Below are 12,669 nucleotides of genomic sequence, written 5' to 3' on the forward strand. Positions count from 1 at the left end.
GTAGGCACTGTGTTGGTTTTTATACAGTGTGTAAATAATAATTGGTATTGCAAAATAGTAATTTTATTTATTTACAATAGTGATCCTTAATATTAAAGTTTTTGAATAGTTTAGAGATTTAAACTCTAAAACAATATATGGCGAAAAACTCATCGCAACCCAAAATGAAACATGAGCTTAGCTTGTTGGATGGTACCATGCTGGTATCTGGCTCCATGATAGGCTCGGGTATTTTCATTGTTAGTGCAGATATTACCCGCAATGTAGGTTCGGCCGGCTGGCTTATAGCCATCTGGATCATTACCGGTTTCATGACCCTTACCGCTGCCCTCAGTTATGGCGAATTAAGCGGTATGTTCCCTAAGGCGGGTGGCCAATATGTTTATTTAAAAGAGGCTTACAACAAGCTTATTGCATTTTTATATGGGTGGAGTTTTTTCGCCGTGATCCAAACAGGTACTATCGCAGCGGTAGGGGTGGCTTTTAGTAAGTTCACAGCCTATTTGATCCCTGCTTTTAGTGAGGATAATATTCTTTTCCATATAGGTTTCCTGAAGATCAGCGCAGCGCAGCTGATGTCAATTTTTATCATTGTACTACTTACCTACATCAACACCAAAGGGGTAAAAAGCGGCAAAATTATCCAAACTACTTTTACACTTACCAAGCTTTTGAGCTTATTTGGCTTGATCATATTTGGTTTTATAGCCCTTAAGCCCGAAATATGGCACGCCAACTGGAGTAACGCATGGGATATTCACAACCTCAAAGCGGATAATACGACAGTTGGCTTAACGCTTGCAACCGCTATGGGCGCTATCGCGGCTTCCATGGTTGGTTCGATATTCAGCAGTGATGCCTGGAATAGCGTAACCTTTATAGCCGGCGAAATGAAGAACCCTAAAAGGGATGTTGCTTTAAGCCTTGGTTTGGGTACTTTGATCGTGACCATCATCTATGTATCGGCTAACGTTGCTTATACTGGCGTGCTATCGATGCATGATATAGCCACTGCCGATAAAGACCGCGTTGCCGTAGCTGCATCACATATCATATTCGGTAATCTGGGCACTTACATCATTGCGGTTATGATCATGATATCAACCTTTGGTTGTAATAATGGGTTGATACTTTCGGGTGCCAGAGTTTATTACACCATGGCAAAAGATGGGTTGTTCTTTAAACAAACCGGTGAGCTAAACAAAGCCGGTGTGCCTGAATTTGGCTTATGGATTCAGGCCGTTGTAGCTTCGATACTTTGTCTGAGCGGTCGTTATGGTGATCTGCTCGATATGATATCCTTTGTGGTGGTGATTTTTTATGTTCTTACCATTTTCGGTATTTATATCCTGCGGAAAAAACATCCAAATGCTGAGCGCCCTTATAAAGCATTGGGATACCCAATTTTACCTGCCATATACATTATAATGGGGTTGATATTTTGTGTATTGCTGATCATTTATAAGCCCCAGTTTACCTGGCCTGGCTTTATTATTGTATTGATAGGTGTACCGATATATTATATTTCGCAGCGGAACGTTAAGAAAAAGGATGAAGCGCTTACTGATAGTTAGTTTTTTACTTATAGGGGGATCCGTTGCGGCGCAAACGCTTCAGCAAAAAATATCAAATGCTTTTAACCGTTTGCAAGCCGATAGCCAGTGCAATTATGCTTCGGTATCATTAACCGTACTTGATGCTAAAACCGGCGAGCAGGTGTTCGCCGGAAACCCAAACATGGGTTTGGCAACGGCTTCAACGCTTAAAACTATTACCAGCATTACGGCCTTTAATATTTTAGGTCCGGATTTTCAGTATCAAACACAATTAGGTTATACCGGCGATATTGGTGCTGATGGTACATTGAATGGCGATATCATCATTAAAGGTACCGGCGACCCCACACTGGGTAGCTGGCGTTATGAACAAACCAAAGAGGGCCACGTACTGGCCCTGATGGCTGATGCCCTGAAAAAGGCAGGTATCAAAAAAATTACCGGTCGGGTTATTGGTGATGACAGTATTTTTGGCACGCAATCTATCCCCGAAGGATGGATCTGGCAGGATATCGGCAATTACTATGGTGCAGGTACATCAGGCCTTTGCTGGCGCGAAAACCAGTTTGACATCAAACTTCGAACCGGTGTTGTTGGTAACCCGGTTGGGGTATCCCGTACCGTTCCGCAGATGCCTTATCTTTCGTTTAAAAGTGAACTGATCAATGGCGCCTCCGGATCTGGCGATAATGCTTATGCCTTTTTACCGGTTGGCAGCAAGGTAATGTACCTGCGTGGTACTTATGCTATTGATCAGGAGAAGAAAAGCATCTCGGCCGCTCTGCCTGATGCTGCTTATGATGCTGCGCTTCGGCTTAATGATACGCTCAGAAGTTTAGGTGTCATTATCGGCAACGAACCGGAATCTGCAGCTACTTTGAGTGCTAAGAATTTACCCTTGCCTGTTATTACCAAAAATCTGGCAACTATCTTGTCACCGGCATTAGGCAAGATAGTTTACTGGCTCAACCAAAAAAGTATCAATCTGTACGCCGAACAATTGCTTAAAACCATAGCCTGGAAACAGGGCCGTAAGCCTACAACTGCAAACGGTGTGGATGAGGTGCAAAAGTTTTGGGCAGCCCGTGGGATAGATACGAGAAGCATGAATATTTACGATGGCAGCGGTCTTTCGCCTGGCGATAGGGTTACTACCTTAACACTGGCCCGTGTATTGCAATCGGCAAAAAAGGAAAGCTGGTTTGCTGATCTTTATGCAAGTCTGCCTGTTTATAATGACATGAAAATGAAAAGCGGCAGTATCAACAATGTATTGTGCTATGCCGGCTATCAAACTAAAAACGGGCGCGAGCTTTGTTTTTCGATCATGGTCAACAACTTCAGCGGATCAAGTCGGGGAATCAAAGAAAAAATGTTCAGGGTGCTGGATGAGTTGAAATAGGAGCAGGAAGAGTGTAAGGGAATAATTTTGATGATTTGACGTTATATAGCGAACTTAATCCTATAAACCTCATCATGAAAATCTTAACCTTAGCCCCACACAAACCTATTACCTATGCTCCTGGATTGATTAGCCTGGTTTTATTTCCTGTACTTTGTGTGCTTTTCTTTCATCAGCATAAAGCGTTTACACAGCGCAACTGCATTGATTTGGTAATGTTTAATCCTTCGTGGCCCAGGTTGAGACCTGCAGAGCATAAGGTTAGCTTTCCGCCCGATAGAAGTTATATCGATGTTAACCTGAATGGAAATCCTGCGAGTGATAGGTCATTGCTTGACTTTGCCCGTATGGAAATCCGTACCATGCTCAAAACCAGGAATACCACGCTTGGCATACGCTTTCATTTTGGCAATAAATCGCAATATTGGACATATGTGAATGCCCTTGATATTTGTTATACTGAAAAGGCGCTGTCATGGATGGCTTATCAGGATTATATTTACGTTGTATATGTAAAACCCCGATATTAGTACAAGTTGAAGAACATATAAACCAATGAAAAAACTTAATATCCTTTTATTACTTATAATAGCAACATTTGCGGCCTGCAAAAACAAATCCGGATTAAATGACGACGTACAATCCATCAAATTTAAGTTTACAGAACTTGGCCGCGAAACCCAGTTCAGGATTACTTGCGATAAGTTTGATTATTACTTCCCCGAAGGGAAAGAGAAAAACTTTGATAAAAAGCCTGCTATAGATAGCGTGATGCAGTTGTTAACCGGTATGAAAACTGTAAGCGATGGTACAGAACCTGATGTGCGCGGAAAGATCTATATCACTCATGTTACCAAAGCTGTTGATACGGTATGCGTTGGGGTTAAAGCGCTTAGTTACAAAGGCTCAACTTACGAAACACCACAGGAATTATTGGTGTTGATTCAGAAATAGGCCTATATAACTTCATTTATTTCATCTATAACTACTGCCCTGCATCCTTTAGCACAAACGCAGGCTTTGCCTACGCACTTGTTTAATTGCCAAAGGTCAAGGCAACGGATTGTTTGATTAGCCGTTTCCTGTAATGTATCGCCGGTATTGGCAGCGTGGGGAGTTGCAGATGGGATATTGGCCAGCTTAATACCAAATAGTGAAGCTGCTTCCTTGTTAATATGATGGGTATTTAATGAACGGGTTACAATATATTTGATACCGGCTTCCGAAAGTTTTGCCATAACATCCGGCGAAACCTCATCTTCGATACTTATGATAGCTGCTGTTTTTCCCTGGGCAAATATGGCGGTATCCGCGTTGAGATTGTTTGATATCAGTGTAATCTCATGCTTTTTGTGATTGGCTATTGCCAGAAATTCTTTTTCAAACGGCTTGATATTATAAGCTATCGCTTTCATCCTTTATTCATTTAAACAAAAGCAAAGCTACCCTGAAGCAATTGTTGGGAGAATGAGTAATATCATCTAAAAAAGTGACGGCGGTCAGTTTTTCATTTTTCCAAGCCGTTCGGGGGAGAGCACGGTGATCTGGCTGCCTTTTTTATCAATAAGGTTTTCGTCTTTAAAATCGGTAAGAGTGCGGCTTACGGTTTCAGTTGCAACCCCGGCCATGGCCGCAAGGTCCTCTCGCGAGACTTTGAAATCGCCCCCTTGTTGTTTATAAAGGCGCATCAGGGTATCGGCCATTCTTTTTCGCACGGAGTTATAGGCCAGCTGCAATAATTGTTCTTCCCTGTCGCGGATATGATTGGAAAGCAGTTTGATAAACTCCCGGGCAACATCTGGATATAAATTGAGCAGATTATCTAACTGGTCTTTGGGGATGAGGCACAGCAGGCTGTCCTCCATAGCTGTTGCCGTATCGCTATAAGGTTCGTTGGAAAGCATCGCATTCACGCCAAGGTATTCTTCGGCCGAGTGGATAGCAGTCATCAGCTCGCGGCCGTCGTTGGCCAGTTTAACAGTTTTAACCCTGCCGTTCAGTATCAGGTATAATCCGTTTCCCTTATCGCCATCGTAATAAATAACCTGGTCTTTTTTAAACAGGCGTGCCTTGCGCTCGGCAATAATGCGCTTGAGTTCGGCAAGACCACTGTTTTTTGACACAATAGAATTTAAACTTTCAAGCGACTGGCTATAAAAGCTTTGCTGAACATTCTTTTTCCGGAGCCTGCTCTCAATGGCGCTAAGTAGCTCCATATCATCAAAAGGCTTGGTTAGATAGTCGTCCGCACCCATTTCCATGCCTTTACGCTGATCGATCCGTTCGGCTTTTGCCGTTAGGAATATAAAGGGGATAGCAGCAGTTTCCGGATTCTTGTTCAGCATATACAAAACGCCATAACCATCAAGTTCGGGCATCATGATATCGCAAAGTATTACATCGGGCAGATTTTTTGTAGCCAGTTCTACGCCGGTTTTGCCGTTATCGGCCTCAAATACAGTGTAACCGGCCAATTCAAGTATTTCAACTACATTTTCGCGGATATCGGTATTATCTTCTATGATGAGGATCTTTTGGCTCATTGTGCAGGGAATGAAATGGTGAATGAGGTGCCTTCGTTTACATTGCTCTGGAAATCAACCCGGCCGTTCATGAGGGCGGCATATCGGGCTACGATATTAAGCCCTAAACCGGTGCCAGGGATATTGCCTGTATTATGCGCCCTAAAAAACGCCTCGAACAAATGTTTTTGATCATTTTCAGGAATGCCTATGCCATTATCTTTTATGGTGACAGCGCAGCCGAAGCTATTTATCTCGGTATTGAATTCGATAAAACTGTTCTCGCCCGAGTATTTGATGGCGTTGGTAATAAGGTTAATAATGCAGTTTTTAAGCAGGTTGATATCAAGCTGTACCATGCTGCTGGTGCCGGTATGCTGATAAAGGATATTTTGGTTTTGTTTGGCCATCAACTGCATTTCCTCCGTAATTTCCTCGGCCAGCTTAATGAGATCAAAAGTAGTATACGATGGTTCCACCCGACCGGCTTCCAGTTTTTCGAGCGAAAGAAAATCGTTTAGGATAGTGGTGAGATTGCCAACGGCATTTTTGATCTTATTAACATGTTTGCTGATTTGCGGGCTATGTAAAGGTTCTGCGTACTTATCAATAAGTGAGGCTGATAACTGAACTGCACTTAATGGTGTACGGAATTCATGCGATGCCATAGATACAAAGCGGCTTTTTAGCTGCCCCAACTCTTTTTCTTTTTCGAGCGATTGGCTTACTTCTTCTTTTGCTCTCTGCAGTTCTCTTACAGATTGTTTTAAAGAAAGGGTGCGTTCTTCTACCACTTCCTCCAGGTGAGATGCGTATTCCTTTAGTTTGTCTTCCGCCTCTTTTTCGCGACTGAGGTCATGTATAAACCCGGTATATATTTTACGCCCCGAAAAATTTACATTGCTAACTCCAAGCCTGAAGGGGAATTGGCTCCCGTCTTTACGTAACCCGGTAACCTCACGGCCTATGCCAATAATGTGTGCTTCGCCGGTAGTTTGATAACGGTTTATATAATGATCATGCTCCTTGCGGTAAGGCTGCGGCATTAACATAGATATATTATTGCCAACTACTTCGCTTGGCTCATACTGAAAAAGTTTGCATGCCGAAGGGTTTATGGTTTCAACAATCCCCCGTTCATTAATGGTGATAATGCCATCGATGGCGTTTTCAATAATGGCTTTTAATAAGGCGGCATTTTCCATAAGGGAGTTGTAGATTTTTATCAGCTTTTACAAATATCAAATTTGATATGGATTATTTACTCCTAAAGATGGTATATCTTAATTTAAATCAAAATTAGGCCTGTTTTGTAAGAGGAAAGTTACCGGCAGTTAACCTTGAGTTTATGTGCTAAGGCGTTATTTGCGCCTTGTTAAAAAACAGTTCAATGAAAAAACTCCTGCTAATAACGATGCTTGGGTTAGGCGGTTTAAGCGCTTCTGCACAAAGCCCGGCCCCCGTTAAAAATACCCCGACAGATTACGTAAAGACTAAAAATTACGGCTTGCTGACTTTGTTTGAGCAGGATGCCGAAGTAAGTACTTTGCTTAAAAATGATCCGGAACTGGCACAGCTCACGCAGAAAAAACTAACTGCGCTTAACACGTCTCTTACCGATTGTAAAGACGCATTATGTTTAACAACTGCTGTGAAATTAACTGATGAAGATATCAAAACGGTAAGCGGGCGCCTTGCTGCTTTGTACAAAGCAGGGAATGCACTTGATAAGCTGGTTAAATCAAAGCTGATCCCATCGGGCCAATATAGTTTGTATAAAAGCCTGTCGCCAGGCCAATTGCTTATAAAAGCATGGGAGCAGGATGCAGGCAGTATCAACTATACTATCGGTGTTTATGCCGAGGGTAAAAAGCCAAATTATCCGCAGATAGATTCAATTAGCTATAACGTTAAGGCGAGGGCTTATTATACGCTAATGTATGATGCCAGTGCTACATTGATTGGCGATATTAAAGGAACCAAGTTGTTTTTTGAACCGGCTATGCAGGCTGCTTTATTATACCTGCAGATAAACGAAAGGCAGGATCCGGCTAACTACGAGCCGATGGAATTGAATGCCAATAAGGCTGCCGTAACCCGCATAAAAACCATTAAATGGGCCGATTATCCTTATTCAAACATTCTTGTGCCGGGTGCTGGCCCCGATAATTTAACATCACCTTTGAGCGGGGAGGGGATGCTGCGCTGCAGGCTGGCGGTACAACAGTACAAAGCAGGTAAAGCACCGTTTATTATTGTATCGGGCGGTAAGGTGCATCCTTATAAAACAAAGTATAACGAGGCTGAAGAAATGAAAGTTTACCTGGTTAAAACCCTTCATATCCCCGAGAATGTAGTGATTATTGAGCCGCATGCACGCCACACTACCACCAATATGCGTAACAGCGCAAGGCTGCTTTATAAATATGGTATTCCTGCCGATAAGCCGGGTATTGTGGTAACCGATAAATCACAAACAGATTTTATCATGACTATGGATGTACGCTGCCAAAAAGAGCTGAACTACGTGCCTTACAAACTGGCTAAGCGTAATTCCGAAACTGAAGTTGAATATTATCCGGTTGAAGAGGCTAAACAAATAGATCCTGATGAACCGCTTGATCCCCGTTAATTATTAAACTCATGCAAAAGCTTACTTTAACAATGATAGTTGCTGTTTTAGGTATAGGCAGCGTTACCACCGGGACAATTGATCATAAACTTGACCGCGCCATAACTATTGATTCGTTAGGCGCTTGCCAGGGTATCTCTTACCAAAACGGCCGTATATTTTTATATGGCGACAGGGAAGTAGGGATGATCCGCGAGTTCAAACTGGAGCATGATAGCCTGGTATATCAGCATAAAGAATATAAGCTAACCCAAAATGGGCAGGATGTTATTAACCACCCTACCGGTATAGCTTATAATAATGATAAGGGGCCAACCTTCATAGGTAATTCTATCCGCCTGAACGCGGCGGGCAGCCAGTGGAGAGCGGTAATTTATAATGTGAACTGGAAAGGTTTGCTTAAAACCGGTACGCTCGATGGTAATTTGATCAACACTATTGAGGATGATGCCTGCATACAGGGTACCCGTCCTGAATATGTAAAATATAATAATAAGTGGTATGTGGCCACTGCCGATTATGGCGATCATGGCAATGAAGTGCGTTTATACGACCCTGAAAAGCTGGCCAAAGCTAAAAGCACGAAAGAACCAGGTGTGCTTTACAAAAAGTTTACCTGTACGCCATGGGTACAAAACCTGTTTTGGAAGGCCGATAAAGGCGTTTTGGTACTTATCCAGAATAAACTTGAGGGCAGGCAATGGCGGTTTACTTATGTTGATCTTAAAAAGTCGATTGAAGCTGGTAAGCAGGTAGTGTTGAGCCAGGTTGACGGTATAGACAGGGGCGATGAGCTGGAAGGATTTTCATTGCTTGGTGGCGATGAAAAGGGGATAGCCGTAACTTCATCACGCAAAAATAACGTAAATTTTACTACTACTTCATGGTAATGTATATGAACTAACTAAAGTGAAAATGCCTGCGAAGGGCGGGCATTTTTTTATTTTTTGTTAATGTAAATTTAACACTAAGGTATCCTTTGGTTAAGATAACTGGTTTAGCTTTGCTGCAATTATTACAATATTAACAACTCTATATTAATATTGTTTAATATTAACGCAATAATAATTATGAAACTATTAATTATTTGCTCACTTCTTTAAAATAGTCGCCTATGTAACATTAACTTCAACTTAACATCGAGCTCGGCGATAAAACTAAGAACCGGTGAATGCGCTAACACTCACCTGGTCCGGGATAATTGTCAAATAACTCAAAAGCAGTCCAAGGCTTTAAGTCATTTCTTTCAACAATCAATTTTAAAAATATGAATAAAAAGATTAATCCAAATCTTTTGAGCAGGTTTTTTTTCATCCCTGCATTATTTTTACTGGTTTTGCTAAAACCTTTTATCTCAAACGCTTCAGCAAAAAATATAGTATCTGAAGCCGCGAAGCAAGTTACCGGTACTGTTACCGACGAAACTAATCTTCCTTTACCCGGTGTGTCGGTACGTATTAAAGGTACCGATAAGGGTGTTTCAACTAACACAAACGGTAAATACACCATTTCTGCCGAAGAAGGCGCTGTGTTGCTTTTTAACTTTATTGGTTACGAACAATTTGAAGTAACTGTTGGCAATTCATCAACTTATAACGTTAAGATGAAACCAAAATCAAACATGCTTAATGAGGTTGTAGCCATTGGTTACCAAACTATCCGTAAAAGCGATGTTACCGGTGCAATTGCCAGCATTAAACCGGGCGATCTTAATCTTTCGGCACCTTCATTAGGCCAGGCGCTTGCCGGCAAAGTGGCAGGTGTGCAAATATCGCAAACCAGTGGTGCACCTTACACAAGCACTAAAATAAGGGTAAGAGGTGTTGGTTCATTAAATGCCAGTTCTGATCCTCTATATGTAATTGACGGCTATCCCGCAGGTAATGATATCTTCATTAACCCTGATGATGTTGAAAGTATTGACATCTTAAAAGATGCTGCTTCGGCTGCTATTTACGGTTCACGTGCATCTGGCGGTGTGGTATTGATCACTACTAAAAAAGGTAAAGAGGGTAAAGGCCGTTTTGAATATGACGTTCAAACCGGTGTTGATCAGCTTGCTCACAAAGTGAAACTTTTAGATGCCGATCAGGCTGCTTTGCTGGTTATCGACGGTCGTAACAATGCCTACCATGACCTTTGGGTAAACTCTGGCCATACCTGGAATGACGCCATGTACTCTGACCCTAACAGCACTCGTGTTGCCAATGTTGGTAACACCGGCAGCGTTAGTATTCCGGATGGTTTATACAACTTTGCTACTCAAACCCCTATCAAACAAACTGTAAATACCGATTGGCAGGATGAATTATACCATAATGTAATTTTCCAAAAACACACCCTTTCATTCTCTGGTGGTGCAGCTAATAATGTGCGTTATTATGTTAGCGGTTCTTATCAAAACAACCCTGGTATAATTGTATCATCAGGTCAGCAACGCTATAACTTCCGTTCAAACGTTGAGGGGGATGTAAGCAAACGTATCCACATCGGTGCAAACGTAGCATACACTCAAAACACTAACCAGGAAATTCCTGAAGGCCGTTTTGACCATGGCCCGGTGCTGGGTGCTTTGATCTATATGCCATATCTTCCGGCATACAACGCCGATGGCTCATTGGCTACTAACGCTGAAGCTGCCGGCTCTACTCAATATGGTTACCAGGGTATCGAAAACCCGGTTGCCCTTGCCGAGCGCGTTAAAATTAACAGGAAAGGTTATCGCAGCACTTATAATGCTAACGTAACGTATAATATATTACCTGGTTTTAATTTTAAAACTAACTTAGGTACTCAAACTTATACCGAAAAGTACGATTATTATTATCCTACTACATTGAGTAGCGGTACATTCGCTCCGGGTTCTCAACAGTCAATACTGGCTGCTAATGCCCAGGCTTCAAACTTAACAACAGTTGATAAACTTGCTGAGTTTACCTTAAACTATAACAAGCAATTTGGTAAACACCATTTTGACGCCTTGGCCGGTTATACCGCTCAGCGTACAACTAACGATTACTTTAGTGTTACGGCTAATGGTTTCCAAAATGACAATATCCCTGAAATATCAAACAAAGGAGCTTTGGCAGCTAACTTTAGCTTAAACTCTGCTTATAAAAATGCTTTCACTTTGTTGTCATATCTTGGTCGTGCTAACTACAACTATGATGGCAAATATTTCTTAACCGCATCGTTCCGCGCGGACGGTTCATCACGTTTCGGACCGGCAAACAAATATGGTTACTTCCCTTCGGTTGCCGCAGGCTGGAACCTTTCTGACGAGTCATTCTACCACAACTTCCTTGGCGATCAATCAACAGTTAAGATTCGTGCAAGCTGGGGTAAAAGTGGTAACTATAACATTGGTAACTATAACATTCAGCAAACATTGGCAACTCCTACAGGTGTAGTACTTGATGGTAACAGCGCTGTAACAGCTACTTATCCTGGTGGTCTTAAAGATAATACGCTGAAATGGGAAACCACTTCGCAGTATAACTTTGGTACTGACATAGGTTTATTTAACGGCAGGTTGCAGGTTATTGCCAACTATTACCTGAGTTATTCATACAACCTGTTGTACAATCAGCCAATATCTGCAATTTCGGGTAGTACAACCATCCTTACCAACCTGCGCGATTCAAAGATCCGTAACACCGGTTTTGATTTACAATTAGACGGTAAGATCATCAACAACAAAGACTTTACTTTTGGCGCAAGCGGTAACATTTCATTAAACCGTAACAAGGTAGTTAAATTGCCTGCGCAGAATACAATCATTATCAACGGTGCCGAGCGTTCATACCTAACCAGCATTACAACACAAGGCCAGCCTTTAGGTATGTTTTATGGCTTTAAAGTTGGTGGTATAATCAACGCTTCAAACTTAGGCAAAACTGCTCCGTCTGCTTCACAAACTAACCCTGCCAAAATTGGTGACCTTTGGTTTGTTGATACCAATAAAGACGGTATTGTTAACGATGCCGATAAAACGGTTATCGGCTCGCCTTATGCTAAATTTACCTACGGCTTTGCTTTCAACAGTACCTATAAACGTTTTGATGCAAGCGCTTCATTCAATGGTTCATACGGTAACCAGATCCTTGACGGCCAGGATTATTATTTATACAATGGAGAAGGTTCCGGCAACCAGTATGCTAACGTTGCACAACGTTACCGTAACGAAGCTGATCCGGGCGACGGTTCATTTTACCGCGCTTCACGTGCCGGTACCCAAAGTAACAGTACCCGTTTATCAACCTTTTACCTGCAAAGCGGCTCGTACCTGCGTTGTACCAACCTTACTTTAGGTTATACATTGCCTAACTTTTTACAACAAACTTTAGGCCTGAGCAAAGCACGTGTATTTGCAAGTGTGGTTAACGCATTTACCATCACCAAGTACAAAGGTTATAACCCTGATGTTGATTATAACTACTCGGGTGCTGCTTCAAACAGTACTCAAAATCCAAACCTTGCTCCTGGTATCGATTATGGTACCTATCCGCTGGTTAGGTCATACAACTTAGGTGTTAGTGTTACTTTTTAATAAATTTT

Annotated in this window: 10 protein-coding genes; 7 read left to right on the plus strand and 3 right to left on the minus strand. The window is 42.1% G+C overall.

The genetic code is table 11. The features are described from left to right. The first annotated feature begins 137 nt into the window (after nucleotides 1-137). The 4 genes from BMX50_RS29520 to BMX50_RS29535 all read left to right on the plus strand — a co-directional run bounded on the left by BMX50_RS29520 (nucleotide 138) and on the right by BMX50_RS29535 (nucleotide 3,912). Nucleotides 138-1,574 carry an APC family permease gene (locus tag BMX50_RS29520; protein WP_091219617.1) on the plus strand — a complete coding sequence of 479 codons (1,437 nt, stop codon included), beginning with the start codon at nucleotides 138-140 and terminating at the stop codon, nucleotides 1,572-1,574. After that, complete coding sequence (gene dacB, locus BMX50_RS29525) at nucleotides 1,552-2,958, plus strand: D-alanyl-D-alanine carboxypeptidase/D-alanyl-D-alanine endopeptidase (RefSeq protein ID WP_091219621.1); 1,407 nt, start codon at nucleotides 1,552-1,554, stop codon at nucleotides 2,956-2,958. The genes BMX50_RS29520 and dacB overlap by 23 nt, the downstream gene beginning before the upstream one ends. Before the next feature lie 74 nt (nucleotides 2,959-3,032). Further along, nucleotides 3,033-3,488 carry a hypothetical protein gene (locus BMX50_RS29530; protein ID WP_143065292.1) on the plus strand — a complete coding sequence of 152 codons (456 nt, stop codon included), beginning with the start codon at nucleotides 3,033-3,035 and terminating at the stop codon, nucleotides 3,486-3,488. Nucleotides 3,489-3,513: 25 nt separating this feature from the next. After that, nucleotides 3,514-3,912: a hypothetical protein gene (locus tag BMX50_RS29535; RefSeq protein ID WP_091219628.1), complete on the plus strand. Its 399-nt coding sequence runs from the start codon at nucleotides 3,514-3,516 to the stop codon at nucleotides 3,910-3,912. A gap of 2 nt (nucleotides 3,913-3,914) precedes the next feature. On the opposite strand, the gene BMX50_RS29540 is transcribed toward BMX50_RS29535, so the two are convergent. The 3 genes from BMX50_RS29540 to BMX50_RS29550 all read right to left on the minus strand — a co-directional run bounded on the left by BMX50_RS29540 (nucleotide 3,915) and on the right by BMX50_RS29550 (nucleotide 6,685). Then, complete coding sequence (locus tag BMX50_RS29540; RefSeq protein ID WP_091219632.1) at nucleotides 3,915-4,373, minus strand: Rossmann-fold NAD(P)-binding domain-containing protein; 459 nt, start codon at nucleotides 4,371-4,373, stop codon at nucleotides 3,915-3,917. Nucleotides 4,374-4,457: 84 nt separating this feature from the next. Then, nucleotides 4,458-5,501, minus strand: a complete 1,044-nt coding sequence (locus BMX50_RS29545; protein ID WP_091219637.1) for a response regulator — start codon at nucleotides 5,499-5,501, stop codon at nucleotides 4,458-4,460. Then, nucleotides 5,498-6,685, minus strand: a complete 1,188-nt coding sequence (locus BMX50_RS29550; protein WP_091219640.1) for a PAS domain-containing sensor histidine kinase — start codon at nucleotides 6,683-6,685, stop codon at nucleotides 5,498-5,500. The genes BMX50_RS29545 and BMX50_RS29550 overlap by 4 nt, the downstream gene beginning before the upstream one ends. Before the next feature lie 185 nt (nucleotides 6,686-6,870). On the opposite strand from BMX50_RS29550, the gene BMX50_RS29555 reads away from it, so the two are divergent. The 3 genes from BMX50_RS29555 to BMX50_RS29565 all read left to right on the plus strand — a co-directional run bounded on the left by BMX50_RS29555 (nucleotide 6,871) and on the right by BMX50_RS29565 (nucleotide 12,661). After that, nucleotides 6,871-8,112 (plus strand): YdcF family protein, encoded by a 1,242-nt coding sequence (locus BMX50_RS29555; RefSeq protein ID WP_091219643.1) that lies wholly within the window; start codon nucleotides 6,871-6,873, stop codon nucleotides 8,110-8,112. Nucleotides 8,113-8,123: 11 nt separating this feature from the next. Beyond that, nucleotides 8,124-9,002 (plus strand): hypothetical protein, encoded by an 879-nt coding sequence (locus BMX50_RS29560; protein ID WP_208864830.1) that lies wholly within the window; start codon nucleotides 8,124-8,126, stop codon nucleotides 9,000-9,002. Nucleotides 9,003-9,379: 377 nt separating this feature from the next. After that, entirely contained in the window at nucleotides 9,380-12,661 is a 3,282-nt protein-coding gene (locus BMX50_RS29565; RefSeq protein ID WP_091219646.1) for a SusC/RagA family TonB-linked outer membrane protein, read from the plus strand. Nucleotides 12,662-12,669 lie beyond the last annotated feature (8 nt).

This window comes from Mucilaginibacter gossypiicola (genome assembly GCF_900110105.1).
In the GTDB taxonomy this organism is placed as follows: Bacteria; Bacteroidota; Bacteroidia; order Sphingobacteriales; family Sphingobacteriaceae; genus Mucilaginibacter; species Mucilaginibacter gossypiicola.